Annotated in this window: 23 protein-coding genes; 21 read left to right on the top strand and 2 right to left on the bottom strand. The window is 71.0% G+C overall.

The window, feature by feature from the left end; genetic code table 11:
- Positions 1 to 271: 271 nt before the first annotated feature.
- From ACLQ2N_RS16080 to ACLQ2N_RS16005, 16 genes are all read left to right on the top strand, one after another.
- A complete protein-coding gene (locus ACLQ2N_RS16080) occupies positions 272 to 736 on the top strand; it encodes a hypothetical protein (protein WP_425813410.1) in 465 nt (154 codons plus the stop codon).
- Positions 727 to 1320 carry a hypothetical protein gene (locus ACLQ2N_RS16075; protein ID WP_425813408.1) on the top strand — a complete coding sequence of 198 codons (594 nt, stop codon included), beginning with the start codon at positions 727 to 729 and terminating at the stop codon, positions 1318 to 1320. Before ACLQ2N_RS16080 ends, ACLQ2N_RS16075 begins: the two co-directional genes overlap by 10 nt.
- On the top strand, positions 1317 to 1694 hold the full coding sequence (locus tag ACLQ2N_RS16070; RefSeq protein WP_425813406.1) for a hypothetical protein: 378 nt from the start codon (positions 1317 to 1319) through the stop codon (positions 1692 to 1694). Before ACLQ2N_RS16075 ends, ACLQ2N_RS16070 begins: the two co-directional genes overlap by 4 nt.
- A 111-nt stretch (positions 1695 to 1805) precedes the next feature.
- A complete protein-coding gene (locus ACLQ2N_RS16065; protein ID WP_425813404.1) occupies positions 1806 to 2363 on the top strand; it encodes a hypothetical protein in 558 nt (185 codons plus the stop codon).
- Between the two features lie 5 nt (positions 2364 to 2368).
- Positions 2369 to 2596, top strand: a complete 228-nt coding sequence (locus ACLQ2N_RS16060; RefSeq protein ID WP_425813402.1) for a hypothetical protein — start codon at positions 2369 to 2371, stop codon at positions 2594 to 2596.
- Between the two features lie 81 nt (positions 2597 to 2677).
- Positions 2678 to 6391 carry a phage tail protein gene (locus ACLQ2N_RS16055; RefSeq protein WP_425813400.1) on the top strand — a complete coding sequence of 1238 codons (3714 nt, stop codon included), beginning with the start codon at positions 2678 to 2680 and terminating at the stop codon, positions 6389 to 6391.
- Between the two features lies 1 nt (position 6392).
- Positions 6393 to 7829 carry a hypothetical protein gene (locus tag ACLQ2N_RS16050; protein ID WP_425813398.1) on the top strand — a complete coding sequence of 479 codons (1437 nt, stop codon included), beginning with the start codon at positions 6393 to 6395 and terminating at the stop codon, positions 7827 to 7829.
- An 88-nt stretch (positions 7830 to 7917) separates the two neighbouring features.
- The gene (locus ACLQ2N_RS16045) at positions 7918 to 8922 is read left to right on the top strand and encodes a hypothetical protein (RefSeq protein ID WP_425813396.1); all 1005 of its coding nucleotides are present in this window, start codon (positions 7918 to 7920) and stop codon (positions 8920 to 8922) included.
- A gap of 543 nt (positions 8923 to 9465) precedes the next feature.
- Entirely contained in the window at positions 9466 to 10188 is a 723-nt protein-coding gene (locus ACLQ2N_RS16040) for a hypothetical protein (RefSeq protein ID WP_425813394.1), read from the top strand.
- Between the two features lie 191 nt (positions 10189 to 10379).
- A complete protein-coding gene (locus ACLQ2N_RS16035; RefSeq protein ID WP_425813392.1) occupies positions 10380 to 11243 on the top strand; it encodes a hypothetical protein in 864 nt (287 codons plus the stop codon).
- 11 nt (positions 11244 to 11254) lie between these two features.
- The gene (locus ACLQ2N_RS16030) at positions 11255 to 11578 is read left to right on the top strand and encodes a hypothetical protein (RefSeq protein ID WP_425813390.1); all 324 of its coding nucleotides are present in this window, start codon (positions 11255 to 11257) and stop codon (positions 11576 to 11578) included.
- Positions 11575 to 11844 carry a hypothetical protein gene (locus ACLQ2N_RS16025; RefSeq protein ID WP_425813388.1) on the top strand — a complete coding sequence of 90 codons (270 nt, stop codon included), beginning with the start codon at positions 11575 to 11577 and terminating at the stop codon, positions 11842 to 11844. The genes ACLQ2N_RS16030 and ACLQ2N_RS16025 overlap by 4 nt, the downstream gene beginning before the upstream one ends.
- Entirely contained in the window at positions 11844 to 12041 is a 198-nt protein-coding gene (locus tag ACLQ2N_RS16020) for a hypothetical protein (protein ID WP_425813386.1), read from the top strand. The genes ACLQ2N_RS16025 and ACLQ2N_RS16020 overlap by 1 nt, the downstream gene beginning before the upstream one ends.
- Positions 12034 to 13071: an N-acetylmuramoyl-L-alanine amidase gene (locus tag ACLQ2N_RS16015; RefSeq protein ID WP_425813384.1), complete on the top strand. Its 1038-nt coding sequence runs from the start codon at positions 12034 to 12036 to the stop codon at positions 13069 to 13071. The genes ACLQ2N_RS16020 and ACLQ2N_RS16015 overlap by 8 nt, the downstream gene beginning before the upstream one ends.
- Positions 13072 to 13078: 7 nt before the next feature.
- Positions 13079 to 13327 (top strand): holin, encoded by a 249-nt coding sequence (locus ACLQ2N_RS16010; RefSeq protein ID WP_425813382.1) that lies wholly within the window; start codon positions 13079 to 13081, stop codon positions 13325 to 13327.
- Positions 13328 to 13350: 23 nt separating this feature from the next.
- The gene (locus ACLQ2N_RS16005) at positions 13351 to 13710 is read left to right on the top strand and encodes a hypothetical protein (protein ID WP_425813380.1); all 360 of its coding nucleotides are present in this window, start codon (positions 13351 to 13353) and stop codon (positions 13708 to 13710) included.
- Positions 13711 to 14057: 347 nt separating this feature from the next.
- On the opposite strand, the gene ACLQ2N_RS16000 is transcribed toward ACLQ2N_RS16005, so the two are convergent.
- Positions 14058 to 14261: a hypothetical protein gene (locus ACLQ2N_RS16000; protein ID WP_425813378.1), complete on the bottom strand. Its 204-nt coding sequence runs from the start codon at positions 14259 to 14261 to the stop codon at positions 14058 to 14060.
- A gap of 58 nt (positions 14262 to 14319) precedes the next feature.
- On the bottom strand, positions 14320 to 14658 hold the full coding sequence (locus ACLQ2N_RS15995; RefSeq protein ID WP_425813376.1) for a DUF6233 domain-containing protein: 339 nt from the start codon (positions 14656 to 14658) through the stop codon (positions 14320 to 14322).
- A 211-nt stretch (positions 14659 to 14869) separates the two neighbouring features.
- On the opposite strand from ACLQ2N_RS15995, the gene ACLQ2N_RS15990 reads away from it, so the two are divergent.
- From ACLQ2N_RS15990 to ACLQ2N_RS15970, 5 genes are all read left to right on the top strand, one after another.
- Positions 14870 to 16111, top strand: a complete 1242-nt coding sequence (locus tag ACLQ2N_RS15990; RefSeq protein WP_425813374.1) for a helix-turn-helix domain-containing protein — start codon at positions 14870 to 14872, stop codon at positions 16109 to 16111.
- 143 nt (positions 16112 to 16254) lie between these two features.
- Entirely contained in the window at positions 16255 to 16650 is a 396-nt protein-coding gene (locus tag ACLQ2N_RS15985; protein ID WP_425813372.1) for a hypothetical protein, read from the top strand.
- A complete protein-coding gene (locus ACLQ2N_RS15980) occupies positions 16650 to 17192 on the top strand; it encodes a hypothetical protein (protein ID WP_425813370.1) in 543 nt (180 codons plus the stop codon). The genes ACLQ2N_RS15985 and ACLQ2N_RS15980 overlap by 1 nt, the downstream gene beginning before the upstream one ends.
- Positions 17193 to 17226: 34 nt before the next feature.
- A complete protein-coding gene (locus tag ACLQ2N_RS15975; protein WP_425813368.1) occupies positions 17227 to 17631 on the top strand; it encodes an ATP-binding protein in 405 nt (134 codons plus the stop codon).
- A gap of 82 nt (positions 17632 to 17713) precedes the next feature.
- On the top strand, positions 17714 to 18004 hold the full coding sequence (locus ACLQ2N_RS15970) for a hypothetical protein (RefSeq protein WP_425813366.1): 291 nt from the start codon (positions 17714 to 17716) through the stop codon (positions 18002 to 18004).
- Positions 18005 to 18031 lie beyond the last annotated feature (27 nt).

The raw sequence follows: 18031 nt of genomic DNA, 5'->3' as shown, positions 1-18031 counted from the left end.
GGAGCAGGAAGCCGTGGACCGTTGGGCCCGGGTGGCGTCACAGATCCTGTGGGGACTGTCCGGGCGCCGCTGGGGCCCTTGCCCCATCACGGTCCGCCCGTGCAGGCGGTCGTGCGCCGATCAGAGCTTCTTCAGCTTCCAGGCCGGTACCGGCACCGGCCCGTGGATCCCGTATATCGGGGCCGATGGGATCTGGAGGAACGCGTCGGCGTGCGGCTGCAAGTCCGACTGCTCGTGCGGCGAGCTGTGCGAGGTGTACCTGCCTGGCCCGGTGTACGACGTCGTTGAGGTCCTGGTCGACGGCGAGGCTCTGGTCCCGGAGGCGTACCGGGTCGACGCCCCCGGCCGGCTGGTGCGCACCGACGGGGAGTGCTGGCCGGACTGCCAGGACATGGCCGCCCCGACCACCGAGCCCGGCACGTTCGCCGTGACCTACCGGTGGGGCCTGGCGCTGGACGATGCGGCGATTGCCGCCGTGTCGGAGCTGACCTGCCACTTCCTGAAGGGCTGCTCGCCCGGGTCGTGCGGATGCAAGGTGAACCGCAACGTCAACCGCATGTCCCGGCAGGGCGTGGAGGTGTGGAACGACGACCCGGCGCAGATGTACCGAGAGGGCCGGACCGGCCTGCCCATGGCCGACATGTGGCTGGCGATGGTGAATCCGCACGGGCTGACGTCGCCTTCCCGCGTCTACTCGCCCGACTACAAACCGCCCCGGAGCACGATGTGGCCCTGACCGACTATTCGATCCACGACCTGACCGAAGCGGTCCTCGGCTGCGTGTGCGCCGCCCTGGAGTCCACCGCGGCCACCGTCGACGGACAGCCGGGCTGCCCGTCCTGCCGGGCCTGCGTCGTCCCGGGGCAGGTGGCATGGGACTCGTGCGACGACCCGTGCGGGAACGAGGCGTCGGGCGGGCAGCTCACCGTTTCCGTAGCCCGGATCTACCCATCGTCAGAGCTGGGGTTCCCGGCGGAGGACCGCACGGTTCAGGGCGTGCGCGGCTGCATGCCCCCAGGGGTCACCGCGCTGGAGCTCGTCGTGACGCTGCTGCGGTGCGCGCCGACGTTCACCGAGCAGGGATGCCCTCCCTCGTGCGAGGACCTGTCGGAGACGGCGAGGGCGCTGCACGTCGACATGGTGACGGTGTACAACGCGCTGCTGTGCTGTCTGCCGGGGACGGAGCAGCGGCGCCGGGGCCGGCGCTTCGTCATGGGGGCGCAGCGCACGGTCGGCCCGGAGGGCGGCTGCGTGGGCCTGGAGCAGCGCGTCACCGTAGCTCTTCCCGGGTGCGCCCCTTGTCCCGGGGACGCGTCGTGAGCGTCGAGATGCGGGTCGATCCGGGGGCGATCACCCGCCTCCTGCGACTGCGGAACGGTCGGGCGGGGCGGAGGCTCGCCGAGCGGACTGAGCGGGTCGCGCGGATCGCCGAGCGTGAGGCGCCCGGGTCCATGGGCAGCTACATCACGTGGAAGGTGGTTGACGGGCCGAACGGCCTGCAAGGCGTGATCTTGTGCGACCACCCCGCTGTCCACTACGTGCTGAACGGCACCCGACCCCACATCATCCGGCCGCGCCGGAAGAAGGCGCTGCGCTTCGAGGTCGGCGGCCGTGTGGTGTTCGCCAGGGTGGTCCACCACCCGGGGACCAAGCCGAACGATTTCATGAAGCGGGCCCTGCGGCAGGGCCGCTGACCGACCGGCCCATCCGGCGGCACCGATCAGGGGGCGGGATGTGCTCTACCCTGCGGGGTACGCCGCTGGTTCTGGGCCGGGCGTTGATGCGGGAGACAAGGAACCAACCCCGTGGCCAGGAAATCGATCACCCTCAACACCGAGCCGCACGTCGTAGAGATCGGCGACATCGAACTCCTCTTTGAGCCCGAGGTGATGGGGGACGAGTTCGTGGAGGCGTTCAGCGATTTCCGGGAAGCGGTACTGACCGCGAACGGCGTCGACCTGGACGACATGGAGACCCTGACCCCGGAGAACCTGCGGACCGTCGCGAGCGGCATGCGGACGTTCCTGGCCCGGCTGATGCTGCCGGACTCCGCTGCCCTGTTCACCCGTGTCGACGTCGTCGCGGGCGACGGCGAGGTGCTGGCCTCGTTCCAGGACTGGGACGAGGCGCAGGCGTTCGTAGACGGGCTCACCGAGCAGACGGGGAAGGCCCGGTGGGGGCTGCGCCTCCCGGACCGGGTGATCGTAGAGATCATGGAGTTCGTCGTCGGCCTGTACGGGGGTGGAGCGGACCAGCGCCCTCCTACGTCACCTTCCGCCTCTGCGGGTGGATCGCGGAAGGCTGGGAGGCGTGGGACGGGAGTCTTGCCCTCCAAGGCGTCGACCCGCGCGCGTGGGAACTGAGGCGGATGCTGTCGGCCGCCGAGGCCGCGATCGACGCCTCCGCCGAGGACGACGCCGAGAGGCAACGCAACCGGGCAAGGCTCTACGCGCCGCCGGCCGGCAGCCGGCCACGCTCCGGCGGACGGGCGGCAGGGGCGGTGCGCGGGGGTGGTATGAGGAGAGACGCGGCGGAGTCCCTGATGGCGCAGTTGGCGGCGCAGGACGCGAAGCTCTCGGCGGGGCGCAACAGCTAGGCTGAATGCTGGCCGGGCTGAGCGCCCGCCATGCCGCTGGTTCTGGGCCGGGCAACCATCACGCACTCGTGAGGTTGCCAGGTGGCCGACGATGAGGACTATGGGTCCGCCCGGATCACCATCACGCTCGATGAGGTCGGGGTCGTCGGGGAGGCCCGTGACCTAGGGCTGCGGATCAGGCGCGCGCTGCTCCGCGCTACCCGTGACATCGGCGACGAGATCCGCGACAACATCCAGCGCGGGTTGGCTGCGGCGTCCGTCAGTATCCGGGTCGATCCGGATCTCCGCCGGTTCGACGCCCAGCTCCTGACACAGCTGCGGTCGTTCGAGTCGCTGAACCTGCCCGTCAGGCCGGACCTGACCGGGTTCGTTGAACGCATCCGCGCCTTCCTCCTCGGCGAGGAGGTCAGCATCCGGGTCGTCCCGGACCTGGACGACTTCGACGCCCGGGTCCGGGCACACCGGGCGCCGACGGTCACGGTCAACACCAACCTCGACACCGACCGGTTCCGCCGGGCACTGTCCGGGCTGGGCGGCATCGCCGGCGTCGCGGCCAGAGGCTTGCAGGGGCTCCTGACCTTCGGGGCCATCGGGATTGCCGCTGCCGGTGCGGCGCAGGGCATCGGGGTCCTGCTCGCCGCTCTCGCGCCCGCCGTGGGCATCCTGGCTGCGGTCCCGGCCGCGATCGGTGGCGCAGTCGTCGCCCTCGGCACGCTGAAGCTCGCGTTCCTGGGCGTCGGTGACGCCCTGGGCGCCGCGCTGTCCGGTGACAGCAAGAAGTTCAACGAGGCGCTGAAGGGGCTGGCGCCGGCCGCGCAGAAGGCCGTCACGACATTCCGGTCGTTCGTACCGCAGCTGAAGGCCGTTCAGCAGTCGGTCCAGCAGTCGTTCTTCCGGCAGTTCTCCGGGGACATCTCGGGGGCCCTGAAGAACCTTCTGCCGTTGGGGTCCGGGCTCAGCAAGGTCGCCGCCCAGTTCGGTAAGGCGGCCAGCGAAGGGCTGAAGTTCGCCGCCACATCGCAGGCGTCCGCCCCGCTGAAGGCGATCATCGACGGGACGGCGCAGGCGGCTGCCGGTCTCCAGAAGGCGATCGTCCCGATCGCCGCCGGCCTCCTCGATGTCGGGGCCGCCATCGCGGAGGCGTTCGGGAAGAAGGCCGGCGACGCGATCGGGAACCTCGGCGCGCGCTTCGGTACGTACCTCGGCGTCCTTGCCGCGTCCGGCCGTGCCGTCGAGCTCGTCCGGGCCGCTGTCACCGTCTTCAAGCAGCTGGCCGCCGTCGCCTCGAACGTCGGCGGGATCATCGCGGGCGTCTTCAAGGCGGCCAACGACGTCGGGGGCGGGCTGCTCAACAACCTGGCCGACATCACGGGGCGGTTCAAGGAGTTCGTTCAGTCCGCCCAGGGTGCCGAGGCGATCCGCGGCATCTTCGCCACGGTCGCGACGATCGCCGCGCAGCTCGGGCCGATCCTGGTGGCGCTCGTCCACCAGGTCGGCGCGATCCTTCCCGCGATTGCGCCGATCTTCACGGCTCTCGGCCCGGCGCTCGTCAACCTGATCGACTCCCTCGGCCCGGCGCTGGCGTCGATCGCGCCCGGCCTGGCGACCCTGGGAACGGCGCTGGCCAACGGGCTCGCGTTCATCGGCCCTGCCCTCGCACCCCTCGGTGCCGCTATCGGTGCGGCGGTCGCCGGGCTGGCCCCGCTGCTGCCGCTCGTCGGGCTGCTCGCCAACTCGGTCGGCCAGCTCCTGGCGCCCGCCCTGTCCGTGGTCACCGAGGCCCTGGCCCCGGTGATCTCCGCCCTGGTCGGCGCGCTCATGCCGATCCTGCCGCCGCTGACCAACGCCTTCCGGACGCTGCTCACCGCGCTGATTCCGCTGGGCGCCCTGATCGGGAAGGTGCTGGCTGGGGCGGTCACGTCGCTGGCACCACTGCTGTCCGCTCTCGCGACGACGGTCAGCGGATTGGTTCTGGCGTTCACGCCGCTGATCACGCAACTGGTCACGGCGCTCGCACCCCTGATGGCGCCCCTGCAAGAGGCATTCGACGCACTGGTGCAGGCAGTTATGCCGCTCCTGCCGCCGATCCTGAGCCTGGCGCAGGCCCTCGCACCGCTCCTCGGCACGCTGATCGGGATCCTCGCGCCAATTCTGCAGGTAGCGGCGGCGTTCGCGAAGTGGGAGATCACCAACGCCGTCGTGCCGTGGATCAGCGGCGTCGTGACCGTCCTCGGCGGGCTCATCGGGATGCTGACGACCGTGGTCGGGTGGATCAACTCGTTCGTCTCGGCCGCCGTCGCGGGCTTCAAGTGGATGTACGACAAGCTCGTCGGGCACTCGATCATCCCCGACCTGGTCAACGGGATCATCAGCTGGTTCGGCCGGCTGCCGGGGCGCGTCATCGGCGCGATCAGCGGCCTCGTCAGCTCGATCGTCGGCGTGTTCCAGCGCGCCGCATCCGGGGCCCTCGCCTCCGCCCGGACGTTCGTTGCTGACGCCGTCGCGACGGTGCGCGGCTTGCCGGGCAAGGCCAAGGCCGCCTTGGGTAACGTCGGCAGCCTCCTCGCCGGCGCGGGCAAGGACCTCATCCGAGGCATGATCGGCGGCATCCGGTCGATGGCGGGCTCTCTCGCCTCGGCCGCCAAGGACGCGGTCGGCGGCGCGGTCTCGGGCGCGAAGGACCTCCTGGGGATCAACTCGCCGTCCAAGGTGTTCGCCGCGATCGGACGGGACACCGGACGAGGCTTCATCGTCGGCCTGACCGGCACGGCCGCGAAGATCAGGGAGACGACTGCCCGCCTCGCGAAGTCCATCACCGAGGCATTCAAGGGGCAGAACACCCGGGTCGATGACCGCCTGGTCGCGATGGTGCAGGCCGGCAACAAGAAGCTGGTGTCGCTGGCCGCGCAGCGCGACGCCCTCGCGGAGAAGATCGCAGCCGCGCAGAAGTTCGCGGCCGAGACGACGAAGGCGACCCTCCAGGCGTTCTCGCTGTCCAGCCTGGTCCAGGGCGACGGCGTGAACGCGAGCACGATCACCGCCGGTCTCGTCGGCGCGGTGCGGCAGGTGAAGGCGTTCACCTCCCAGATCGCGTCCCTCGCGAAGCGCGGACTGCGGAAGGACCTGGTCGAGCAGCTGATCGGCCTCGGACCGGACCAGGGCGCCGCCGTCGCCTCCGCACTGTCGAAGGCGAGCAAGGCGCAGCTGGCACGGATCAACGACCTGCAGGGGCAGCTCGCGAAGAGCGCCGGGAAGTTCGGCAACACCAGCGCGGACCTGCTCTACGACGCGGGGAAGAAGGCGGGTGACGGCCTCCTCGCCGGGCTGAAGGCCCAGAAGAAGAGCATCCAGGACCTGATGCTCGACATCGCGAAGGGCATGCAGACCGCCATCCGGAAGGCGCTGAAGATCCACTCACCGTCGCTGGTCATGAGGCGGATCGGCGACATGACCGGAGCCGGCCTGGTGGTCGGCCTCCTCCGGCAGGTCAGCGCTATCACCGCGGCGGCGCGGCAGGCAGCCCGCGCCATGGTCGGAGGCGTCTCCTCCCAGCTCGGCAGCATGCCCGCTCTGACCCCCGCCTTCGGGAACTTCGCTGACCCCCGAAGCCCTGGGGTGGCGCTGACCCGGGCGCAGCGCCTGCGACAGACCGGAGCCAGCGGGACGCCCCGCAGCGGCTCACAGGGCTCCACCAGCACACGGACGATCACGAACAACTTCGAGATTCACGAGGCGGGAGACGGACACGTGACGGCCCACAGGGTGATCAACCGCATGGCCCTGGCGGTGATCTGACGTGCTGGAGCACTACCTCTGCCTCGGCGGCACGGAGATCGCGAACAGCGCCCGCCTGGACGCCTACCTGGAATCGGTGGGCAGCCCGCTCGACAGCGTCGGGGCGTGCGCGTGCGCCACCTTCGACGCCGTCCTCGTCGGCGACGAGCCGTACACGACGCCGGAGGAGGACCAGGCGCCGTGGTACGACCCGGCGGTGCCGGCGTCTGCCGACTTCGCCGGGCTGATGGTCCTCACCGTCGACGGGCTCGATGACAACCCGGTGCAGCGGGCGGTGACGCAGTCCGCTGCCGGGACGGCCGCCCTCGGCCCGGCCCGCGACCAGCCGCGCACGATCACCGTCACCGCGGTCCTGCTGGGCGCGACGTGCTGCGGGGTCGACTACGGGCTGCGGTGGCTGTCGCAGGCCCTCGCCGGGTGCACGGGCGCCGGATGCGGCGGCGATGACCTGACCCTGTACAACTGCTGCCCGGCCGAGTTCGAGGAGCCGGAGCCCTTCGCGGCGGCACATCGCCGGACGCTGCGCCGCGTCGCCCTGGTCGACGGGCCGCGCGTCGTCGCCCGCACGGGCACAGGCTGCTCGGGGGAGGGCGGCTGCTCGACCGGGGCGGACATCCTCACCGTCGAGTTCGTTCTCACGGCGGCGATCCCGTGGGCCTGGACGGACCCGGTGCCCGTCCTGGACGTCGCGGTGCCGTTGGACGACGGCACGGAATGCATCCGCTGGTGCGTTCACCGAAGCATCGACGACCCGTACGACCCGGTGTGCGTTGAGCTCAGCGACAGCTGTCCGCCCGGCGCCGTCGAGGTGCCGTTCACGGACGGGCCGGTCTGCGAACTGTCGTGGCCGGACAGGGAGTCCCTGAACCTGCTGTGCGACGAGACGTGCAGACTCGCAACGTGCCCGGACATGGATGACCTGTGCGGCGACCCGGCGTGCGGCATCCCGTCCCCGCCCGTGGCCCCGCCCCCGCGGACCTGCTTCTGCTCGGCCATCGCCGTCAACGCGGAGGCGTACGAGCTCGACCTGAGCTCACGGCCCGCATGGTTCGGCGGCGCGCCGCTCATCACCGTGGAGGCCGGCAGCAAGGACCTGCGGCGGGTCACCGTGTCGTTCTACGAGCGGCGCCAGGAGCACGAAGGGCTGACGTGCGAGGAGGTCGCCGAGCTAGAACGGTGCAGCCCGCACAGCGTCTTCGAGATCGCGTACGTGCCAGCCGGCGGGGCCGCGATCCTCGACGGGGAGGTCGGGCGGGCCACGGTCGAGTGCGCCGGTAGCTGCGAGTCCTCGTCCGACGTGTACGGCCGCGATGGCGGCCCGCTGCGATTCCCGCTGCTGAACTGCCCCTCGTACTGCGTGCTCATCGAGGCCGACGCCATCGCGGTGCCGGCGGACGACGCCCGGATCACGATCGCCGTGTCCGGGCGGGACTTCTGACGACCTGGGGTGTGGAACGGGCCGGGCTACCCTGGCCGGGCTGCTGGTTGTGGGCCGGGCGCATCTTCGGCGCGAGGAGTGCCCTCCCATGGCAGTTGGCTGCGCGAGCCACCAGGCGGCCATCATCGACCGCGACGGCGGGACCGTCGCCCAGGCGGATGTGCTGCTGCAGGTCGACTGGTCGCGGGTCCTGGACGACAACTCGACGGCGAGCGTCCTCATCCAGGCCGATGGGGACTGCTGCGCCCAGCTCGGCCGTGTCCGGGCCTGGCGGCACAAGTTGGTGATCTACCGGGACGGGCAGCCGGTCTGGGAGGGGCCGATCATCTCGCCGGAGTTCAACGCAGACGGGACGGTCCTGATCCAGGCTGCGGACATTCTGGCCTGGCTGGACCGGCGTGTTCCTCACGACAGCGTCCGCTTCACGGCGGAGGACCTGACGAACATCGCCGCCTGGTTGATCAAGGACGGGTTCGCGCCGGACGACCCGGGCCACACCGTCACGATCGTTGCCCCGACGCGCATCAAGGGTGACCGCGAGTACGCCGTTGACGTGGGGCAGACCGGCGATCACCTGCGGGACCTGGCGGAAACCGGGCTGGACTACACGGCCGTGGGTGCCCGCATCCTGCTCCTGCCGGAAGACCACAGCGCGAGGGTGGGGGCGCTGACCGATCAGGACTTCCCTGACGGGCTCGCGATCACCGAGGACGGGGCCGCCCTGGCGACCCGCTGGGTGATCCACGGCGCCGAGGGAGTGAAGGGCGAGGACGGCGGTATCCACCCCTACTACGGGCTGCTGGAACAGGTGGGCGACGAGTCGTCCATCCTGGACGACCAGTCCGCAGCGCAGGCCGCGCGGTCCCGGCTGCGGGCGAGCACGGCGCCCGTGTTCATCGACTCCCAGGAGACGACGCTCTCCCCGGACGCGCCGGTCGACGTCCCGAGCCTGGTCCCCGGCTGGTGCCTCGACATCACGACCACCGCGACCTGCCGGAACATCTCCCAGTCCCTGAAGATCATCGGGGTTCGGGTCAGTGAGGACTCGAGCGGTGAGCAGGTCAAGGTTCAGCTGACGCCGGTGGGTGTCTGATGGCGCTGCGCGGGTCGGTAGGCAGGAGGTCCACGGACCCGCCGCTGACGGCCGCGCTCCGCGACCTGAACCGGCGGACCCGGTCGCTCGCGAGCCGGCCCGGTAAAGCAGGGCCCGCCGGTCCTGCGGGGCCTCCCGGGAGGCGGGGCGAGGAGGGCGTTCCGGGCCCGCCTGGCCCGCCCGGTCTACCGGGCGCCGCCCCGGCCGCAACGGTTGTGCAGACGGGACCGGACGGTCGCGCGACGTGGGTCTACGAGAAGCCCCTCGGCGGGGCGCCGGTCGTTGGTGCTCTCGTCCACGACGTGGCCCCGGACGGGACGACGATGCTCTCCGCTGTGCTGGAGGAGGTGACGCCGACGCAGGCGACCGTACGAGTCTGGCGGACCCGGGCGCTGCTCGGTCTGGGCCTCTTGCCGAGCGTCCCGGCCGGAGCGGGCATCGCAGTCCACTTGACCGCGACCCCGCGACCGCCCACGCAACAGCTACCCTCGTGACGCCGCTGGTTCTGGGCCGGGCGCACACGACTTCGAGTGAGGTGAGTTCGTGGCGTCCGTCTGCGCGTGCGGCGAGTACTTCGTGGTCAACGACGAGGGTGAATTGTGCCTCGTCCCGGGCACGATGGGGCTCCGAGATGTGATTGCGATCAGTACCCCGGGAGTCCACCAGTTCGCCAAGGGCGACTATCCGTGGCTGTCCCGCGTCCGGGTCCAGGTACAAGGTGGCGGAGGCGGGTCCGGCGGTGCGGACTCCGAGCCGGGTGAGGCGATCTTCCGTCCCGGCGGTGCTGGCGGAGGCTGGTCGAGCGCCCTCCTCGACGTCAGCCTGCTCGGTGCCATCGAGACGATCGTGGTCGGTGCGGGCGGGGCCGGCGGCACCGGCAACCAGCCCGGAACGGCCGGCGGTAGCAGCTCCTTCGGCGGGCTGGTCGTGGCGAACGGCGGTGACGGCGGCACGGCGAGTATGACGTCCGGAACCGGCCTCACGACCGCCTCCGGAATCCCTGGCCCCTTCGGCGGTACCGGTGAGCTCGCTATGGGCGGCGGTGCTTCGCAGGGTGCGATCCGGTTGAGCGGTACGTCCGGCCTGGCGGGGATGGGCGGAGCCTCACACCTCGGGCACGGCGGGTACGGGCGCGCGACTCACGGCCCCGGCACCTCGGCGCGTGGCTGGGGCGGTGGGGCCGGCGGCGCCGTCAGCATCGGTGGCGAGGCCCAGCCTGGGTCAGACGGCGGCTTCGGGATCGTGATTGTCGAGCTCTACGGCTGACCGGACCGGACACTGTCCGGTCTCGTGTCCGGACAGTGTCCGCCCAGGTCAGCCGCATTGCACTGAACCCGGGCGGGTGGGCGTCCGGTCCGGTCCGGACAGTGTCCGGTCAGGTGTCCGGACAGTGTCCGGACTGGCTGCTCTAGACTCCTGGCAGCCGCTGGTTTTGGGCCGGGCCAGACTCCACATCCTTGGAGATGGTCCCCATGGCTCGATGCGGCTGCGGCAGCACCCAGTGCACCTGCACCATCACGGCCGGGCCCGGCGTCGCCGTCGAAGGCAACGGCAGTCCGGCCCTTCCATACGTGATCAGCGCAGAGCCCGCTGAGGTGTCCTGCGAGGACGTCCGGCCCTGCATCTCGGCCGGCCCCGGACTCGCGTACGACCCGGCGACCGGCGTCGTAACCGCGCATCTGTCGAGCAACCCCGGCAACAACCTTGTCGTCGGCGGCGACCAGGGGCTGTTCGTCCCCGCGGCTGCGGGAAGCGCAGTCACGACCGGGTGCGGTCTGCGCGGTGACGGCTCGGCCGCTGCCCCTCTCGCGGTGGCCACGGGCGCCTGGCCCTACCCATGCCCGCCGGATACCAGTGGGGGCGTCGTCGTCTGCGGCGCGGACGGTGTCCTGCGCGGTGAGCCGCGCGGCCAGACGTCGATGCGGTCCTACTACGAGGAGCGGATGTACCCGAACGTCGCGGTGCCGCCAGGCTTCGATGAACCGGGCGCCGACTTCTCCACGAACGTCACCAACCCGGACCTGTGCCGGTCCGCGCTGCTCGTCGTATGGCGCGAGGTCGACGTGGACTTCAACCTGCCGGCCGGGGCGGGCGCGGGGTACGGCCAGGACTCCGACGAGATGTTCTACACCCGCAACACGGGCAGTTCGTTGGCCACGGACGTCCATGTGCAGACCACGAAGAGCTTCCACAACGCGGCCCTTCTGGGCCCCGGTGCCACGGTCAACATCCCGCTCAGCGTCACGTTCGACCGAGGCAGCGGCGGTGCCACCTACAACCGCATCCAGATCAACATCCGCGTGCTGATGATCAGCCTCTGAGGAGCATCACGATGAGCAACGAACAAGAAGAGCCCGGCTCCTCGGTCCTGGAGCCAGTGACGTACTGGGTGCTGTATGACGACGGGTCGGTGGGGCGCATCGAGTCAACGACCGGCGAGCCTGAGCTGAATCAGCCGGGTCACTTCGTCACGGAGGCCGAGTACCAGCAGCGGGTCGCCGAGCTGGAGGCGGCGAACGCGGAGTGGATCGCGGAGCAGCAGGCTGCGGACGTCGCCCGGCAGCGGGAGGACTATCTCGCGCTGATCGAGGCCGGCGTCCCGGAGACGACCGCTCGCCGCCTCTCCGGGTACGAGGGAGAGGCCGTCAAGGGATGACGCACAACACCGCCCCGTCCGTGGGGCGCACCGTGCACTACGTCAGCCACGGCACCCCGCTCCGCAGCGACGGCAGCCAGGCCCACCCGCCCGCCTGCCGGGCCGCTGTCATCACGGAGGTCGATCCGGCCGACCCGTCCCGGGTCGGCCTCGTAGCCCTCAACCCGGGCGGCCTGTTCTTCCACCCGCTCAGCGCTGGTGGCTCGGTCCGCGATGACACCGGCGCCCAGCTCGGCGGTACCTGGCACTGGCCGGAGCGTGTCTGATGGCCCGGCCTGCTCAGGCGCTCAGCGCCACGTACCGGTTCACGGTGGAGCTGACCGACCACCTCGAAGTGCCGGGTACGCCTGGCCTCATGACCCGTGATGCGGCGCGCGAAGTCCTGGAACAGGTGCTGTACCAGGGCGACAAGCACACCGCTTTCACCCTGCACCTCGTAGACGAGGAGGCCCACGATGGCTGACCCGCTGTCCCCTGACCAGCTCCTCCGGGCGCTGCGTGCCGAGGGCGTCACGGTGGTGGAGGTCGGGGACTGGCGCGACCACAACCGCAACCACAAGGGGCCCTGGGGGCCCGTCCACGGCACGATGACCCACCACACGGTGACGTCCGGGACCGCGCTCACGGTCCGGATCGTGCGGGACGGGGACGACGACCTCCCGGGCCCGCTGTGCCACGGAATGGTCGCTAAGGACGGGCGGGTGCACCTGGTCGGGTACGGCCGGACGAACCACGCCGGTGGCGGCTGCCCGCACGTCCTGGCCCAGGTGATCGCCGAGTCGTACGGCGACCGCCCCTCCGCCCCGACCAGGGGCAACCGGGACGGCGTCGATGGGAACCGGCACTTCTACGGGTGGGAGTGCGAAAACCTCGGCGACGGCCGCGACCCGTGGCCCGACGTGCAGTACGACGCGATCGTGCGCGTCCAGGCCGCGATCATCCGCGCGCACCGCGCCAAGGGCGACGACTGGGGCCTCGACGCCAAGTCGGCCATCGGTCATCTGGAGTGGTCCGACGACAAGAGCGACCCGCGCGGATTCCCCATGCCGACGCTGCGCGAGGACGTCGCGGAGCGGCTGCGGCACTCGGCGAGCTGGAACCCCAACGAGGAGGACGACATGCCCACGCGCTCCAACCCCGTCGTGAAGAAGCAGATGGGCCAGCCTGGCGGTGAGTGGCTGCCCGTGCCCCTGGCGGGCCCGCTGGTCACCGGACCGGCGCACTACTCCGGCACCGTGACGATGCGCCTGGCCAACGTCACGCCCGGCGCCACGGTGCAGCTGCGTTTCTACGAGACCAAGGGCGGACGGCGCCACAAGACCGGCCAGATCGTCGAGCGCCTGGGCACGGACGGGGACGCCTTCCTCGACGTGACGAACGCCGGCGGCCACTGCGACGACGGCGCGGTCCTGGGCGTCGAGTACGCGGTCTTCGGCAGCGAAGGCCCCCACGATCTGGTGTCCGGTCAGGCCCAGCTCCTCTACTGGAAGTGACGAACTCATGACGACTGCTGCTTTCTGGCGGGCTACGGCCGAGCGCGCCGCGCGCACCGCCGCTCAGGCCCTGCTCGCTTCGCTCGGCCTCGACCAGGTCGGCGTCCTGGACGTCGACTGGGGCCAGGGCCTCTCGCTTGCCGGGAGCGCGGCGCTCCTGGCCGTGCTCACCGCCGTGGCGACCGGCGGGTCCGGCGGGCCGGGGCTCACCGAGACCGTCCGGGAGCGATCCAAGGGCGCACCCCCCGCGGCATAGCGGTGGCGTAGAGGAGACCAACGATGGAAGAGACCGGCATCCCCGCGTTGCAGGCGGTGCTTGTGTGGGGCGGGGCGTTCACCGTCCTGGCAGGGGTCGGCACGGTCCTGTGGCGGCTCGGCCGGGCGGTGGCCCGGACAGTGGCCCGCGCCGAGCAGTTCATGGATGACTGGTACGGGGAGCCGGAACGTCCTGGCGTTGAAGCCCGGCCCGGGATGATGCAGCGCGTCGCCGAGATCGAGTCCCGTCTCGGCGGCGTCGAGCACGAGCTGCATCCCAACGACGGGGGGAGCCTGCGCGACGCCGTGGACCAGGCGAACATGCGGCTGGTCCACCTCTGCCCCGATGACCCGCAGCGTCCACCGTCGACGCTGCCGGAATGAGACCGGGCGTCCCGCTCCACGGCTCCGGGAGCGGGGCGCCCTTCCTGCTATTTCTGGTGTTCTGCCCCATGGGCGACGCCCGGTGTTGGACACTGGACGCCGCCGCGCTTCTCTCCCCTGCGCGCGGCCGGCCGCACCACCCCGCGGCTGGATCGAGCCCGACCGTGACCATCCCCCCCCCCGGAGCACGGTTGGGCTCGGCCATGTTCGGGATTGTTTGGGCTCGTTGGGCGTAGAATGGGCGACGTCCAGAAGTGCGATGCTGCTGTTATTCGGAGATGCCCCGCCCGGGTTCGGGCGGGGCATCGCTGTGTTCGGGGGAGAGGGCGGCAGGCGCCCGGCCGGGGTCAGGCGTCTTCCGGTTCCGGGTGGCGGACGACCCGCTTGAGCTCCCGCTCGACGTCGTAACGGCTCTGGTCGGTGGCCGCCGCGTGTTCGGTGATCGCCGTTTGGACGGCGGTCGCCGTTTCCACGGTGAGCCGGTTCTCCTGCTGCTCGGCCCAAGCTGCCTGTTCCAGCGCAATGAGTTCGTCGGTGAGTTCGATTGCCACGGCCGGGAATCCTACCCGCGCGGTACCCGGCCGGGCGGGAGGAGGGTGGCGGCGTCGGTTACTCCAGGAAGCCGAGGGCCGTGTCCGGGCGGCAGTGGGTGCACGCCCGTAGGCCGGTGTTCAGGGCTTGGAGTGCCTGGTCCCGGGTGACGGGCTGCACCCGTCGGCCGGCCATGTGGCAGTCGCCTGCGTGGAGCTCCGAAGGGGGGCTGCCCTGGCCTATGCCGTGTTCGATCATCCAGTCCGGGACGGGCTGGCGTGCTTCCTCTCCCCGGCGCTTCTCCGCTTCGCGGGTCTCGGCCTCGGCTATCGCTCGGTCGAGGCGTGCCAGCCACATGGCGTGCCAGGTGCGCAGTGTGCGCAGCCGGTCCAGGTCAGGCGGCAACGTGTCGTACATGCGTTCGAGTGTACGGCGGGTGGGCGTCGGGCGCCGTGAGCCCGGCCCCCGTCCCCCTGGCGGTGGGGTGCGGTGCTGCGAGCTCGCGCCGGGGCGGATGGGTCCGGGCGTGCGAACGCCCCTCACGTCAGGGGCGAGTGAGGGGCGTTCACGGTCTCCGCCCCCCGCTACGGGGGTACGGTTCCTAGTGGACGCTAGGAATGGAGGCATTGTGCCCCAATGGAGTGACTACAGCACTGGCGAACGGATCAAGATCTTGCGCGGCCGGGAGATCCGGCAATCCGATCTCGCCGAGATGACGGGCCTCTCCGTCGTGACCGTGCAAAAGGCCGAGCAGGACAAGACGCTGAGCCTGCAGACTTTACTGGCCATCGCTAACGCCCTGTCCGTCGACACCTCAGTGATCCTGGGACAGCAGGCACCTCGCCGAGCACAGGCCCAGGACGACCGCACGATGATCCGGGACCTGTCCCGGGCCGTGCACGACACCGCCGCAGGCATCCTGCCTCACGACGTCGAGCCCATCTCGCTGGAACAGCTGCGAGAGATCACCGATCGCTGCTGGACGCACTACTGGGCCGGGCGGTATGTCGAAGCCGGCGCGGTGGTCGGGCCGTTCATCACCGCGGCGGCGGCCTTCCTGCACGACCAGGCCGACGGGGAGCAGGCGGAGGCGTGGCAGGTGCTCTCCGACGCCTACCGGATCGCGGCCTACACCGCGAACCTGATGGGGGCCCGCGACCTGGCGTATGCCTCGATCGGGCACGCCCAGACAGCGGCCGAGCGAGGCGCGGACGACATGCGCGTGGCCCTGGTCCGGTCGGGCCGCTCGTGGGTGTACCTGCGGGATGCCCGTCTGCCCGAGGCGCTTGAGCTCGCCGAGCGGTCGGCGACCGACATCGAGCCCAGGTTCAGCAAGGCGACTCCGGAGGAGATGACGGCGTACGGCAGCCACGTCAACTTCGCTGCCGTGGTCGCTTCCAGGATGGGCGACAAGGCGCGGGCGGCTGACTACCTGAGCCAGTCGCATGCGGCCGGCGCCCGGCTCGGCCGCGAGGTGCGGGCCCACGGCACGCTCTTCGGGCCCGTGAGTGCCACGACGCAAGCTGTGGGGATCAAGGTGGCGCTCGGGCAGACCGGGGCGGCGCTGGACCTCATCGACTCCGTCACCGATGTCTCGTCGCTGACGGAGGCCGCGCAGCACCGGTACGCGATGGACAAGGCGCTGGCGCAGGCCGACGCGAAGTTGTGGGACCAGTCCCTCGACACGCTGGAGGAGACGCTGCGGGCTGCGCCGGTCTGGGCCCGGCACCAGACCCTGCCCGGGGTGATCGTGCAGCGCATCGGCCGTGCGTCGACCGCGAGGCTGCGCCGGGTCTCGGAGCTGATCGGAGTGTCACCGACCGGAGCCAGCGACAGGTTCCCCTCAGCGACGCGAAAGAGCGCCCTGTAGCGCGCACTGGTATGTAGCGGACGACTTTTGCCCGCCGGAGGCTCGGACGTCGTACGAGTAGGACGAGCCAGCAGATTCCCGGTTCGCGAAGTCGTCCGTTCACCATCTTCACCTGCACGTTGGGTAGCGGGATGGTTACCGCCATGACGACGAAGAGAACCCCCGGGAACATCGCCCGGCGGCGCCGCATCGCGGACGCGGCCGACGGATATCCCCCACGAGTGGCGGTCGTGCTCTACGCGTGTGTGCAGCCCGGCGCGAGCGAGGAGGAGGTCGTCGCTCGCCTCCGGCGGCACGCTCAGGCGCGGGACTGGCTGGTGGTCGGCGAGGTCGTGGATCACACCTCGACCTCGACGCCGCTCGGGTTCCGGCCGAACTGGTGGGGGCACGCCCGGCAGCTGATCACGAGCGGCGAGGCCGGGGGGCTGGTCACGACGTCCCGCGCCGACGCCAACTTCGGGGAACTCGAGGAGTGGCTGCACGAGCATCACGCGTTCCTGTCCGAGTTGACGCCGTCCGCCGCTCAGGGGGCAGCCTGATGTCGGTGGAGGGAGCCGAAGGGGTCGTGCACCTTCGCAGAGATCGGGAGCTCGCCGCCGGGCACTGGCTGCTGTCGGCCGCCCCGAACCTGCGCAAGAGCCGCGAGGACTGGCAGGTCAAGGGGTCGACGTGGCTGCGCCCTGGGGTGTTGTTCGGCGCGATCGTGATTCGGGCCAGCTTCGTGCATCGTGCTCTGGACGTGGATAGCCCGACCCAGTGCCGACGGTCACTCGCGGAGCACTTGGAGGGCGGCCCCGTCTTCTACAGCCCCGAGCATTTCCGTCGTGAGGGCTCGTACACGGTGCTGGTCACCGCGTCCACGGCTATGGCGTGGCGCTCGCGCGGATCGGTGGCGCACAACTACGGGGCGCTGCTGCAGGTTCCAGGCCCGCGCGTCACTGAGCCTCTGGACGATGGCTGTCCGTGGTGGGTAGTGCCCCTCGAAGGCCCGGCGCTGCTGTGCAGGGCGCGCCCTCTCGCAGCGCTCGTCACTGCGGGTCGGCTTGCTGTGGACCGCCCAGGCGGCGACCGCCGTGGGTGAGCCCGCGACCGCTCTCAAGGGGAGGTCCGCGATCATGCCCGAGGTCGGAGGGGGGGTGCTGCCCTCGTACACCGAGAGCCTTCCGCGGCTTCCGGAGTCGGCGCAGCGGGGCCGGTGCTTCGTTGGGCTGGTCCTGGAGGTCTGGGGCATGAACGACGTCCAGGACGCCGCCGAGCTCGTCGTGAGCGAGCTGCTGACGAACGCGGTCCAGCACGCCCGGCGATCGGCTGTGCGCCTCACAGTGACGCGACTGGGCGGCGGCCGGGTCCGGGTGGCCGTGGTTGACATGTCCCGCGAGTGCCCGTTGCCCCGGATCGCCGGTGTCGGCGAGGAGAGCGGGCGCGGTCTGGCGATCGTGGACGCGGTGAGCCAGGGGCGGTGGGGCGTCGATCTCCTGTCGTGGGGGAAGCGCGTCTGGGCCGACCTGGAGGCACTGTGAGCAGCGACCGCACAGCCGTCGTCGTCTACCTGGCCGTGCTCGCCGGCCTGGCCGTCCTTCTCGCATACGGGATCGGGACGTCGTGAAGCTCCCATCCCGGCCGGCTCGTGTGCTCCCCCCGTGGCACCGGGACGGCCGGGGTGGGTCCCCCGCCACCGAGGGCAGTGCTGTCGAGCTGCGCGCGGAGAAGCCGCCGGTGTGGGTCATCGGGGAGTGCTGGCGCTGCGATGGTGTCGACCTGCCGGTGATGTGGCTGGGCCCGGTCCAGAGCGACCACCACGGGCATGCCCCGTTCCACGCCTGCGCCCCATGCGTACGCCGCCTTGAAGCGCGGATCGCCGAGTTCGCGACCCGGCGGGATTTCTCCACCTGAGACTCCCGTCCCCGCTGCACGCGCGCG

This window comes from Streptomyces sp. DT224 (assembly GCF_049844595.1).
Classification (GTDB): domain Bacteria; phylum Actinomycetota; class Actinomycetes; order Streptomycetales; family Streptomycetaceae; genus Streptomyces.
Note: the sequence above shows the minus strand (reverse complement) of the source record. Positions and strands in the feature narration are given on the sequence as shown.

Bases quoted from the DNA above. Each gene is read 5' to 3' on its own strand.
- ACLQ2N_RS16010 (WP_425813382.1), top strand. From the start codon at position 13,079: ATGACGACTGCTGCTTTCTGGCGGGCTACGGCCGAGCGCGCCGCGCGC.
- ACLQ2N_RS16030 (WP_425813390.1), top strand. From the start codon at position 11,255: ATGAGCAACGAACAAGAAGAGCCCGGCTCCTCGGTCCTGGAGCCAGTG.
- ACLQ2N_RS16015 (WP_425813384.1), top strand. From the start codon at position 12,034: ATGGCTGACCCGCTGTCCCCTGACCAGCTCCTCCGGGCGCTGCGTGCC.
- ACLQ2N_RS15995 (WP_425813376.1), bottom strand. From the start codon at position 14,658: ATGTACGACACGTTGCCGCCTGACCTGGACCGGCTGCGCACACTGCGC.
- ACLQ2N_RS16005 (WP_425813380.1), top strand. From the start codon at position 13,351: ATGGAAGAGACCGGCATCCCCGCGTTGCAGGCGGTGCTTGTGTGGGGC.
- ACLQ2N_RS16020 (WP_425813386.1), top strand. From the start codon at position 11,844: ATGGCCCGGCCTGCTCAGGCGCTCAGCGCCACGTACCGGTTCACGGTG.
- ACLQ2N_RS15975 (WP_425813368.1), top strand. From the start codon at position 17,227: ATGCCCGAGGTCGGAGGGGGGGTGCTGCCCTCGTACACCGAGAGCCTT.
- ACLQ2N_RS16025 (WP_425813388.1), top strand. From the start codon at position 11,575: ATGACGCACAACACCGCCCCGTCCGTGGGGCGCACCGTGCACTACGTC.
- ACLQ2N_RS16060 (WP_425813402.1), top strand. From the start codon at position 2,369: ATGCTGTCGGCCGCCGAGGCCGCGATCGACGCCTCCGCCGAGGACGAC.
- ACLQ2N_RS16045 (WP_425813396.1), top strand. From the start codon at position 7,918: ATGGCAGTTGGCTGCGCGAGCCACCAGGCGGCCATCATCGACCGCGAC.
- ACLQ2N_RS15985 (WP_425813372.1), top strand. From the start codon at position 16,255: ATGACGACGAAGAGAACCCCCGGGAACATCGCCCGGCGGCGCCGCATC.
- ACLQ2N_RS15980 (WP_425813370.1), top strand. From the start codon at position 16,650: ATGTCGGTGGAGGGAGCCGAAGGGGTCGTGCACCTTCGCAGAGATCGG.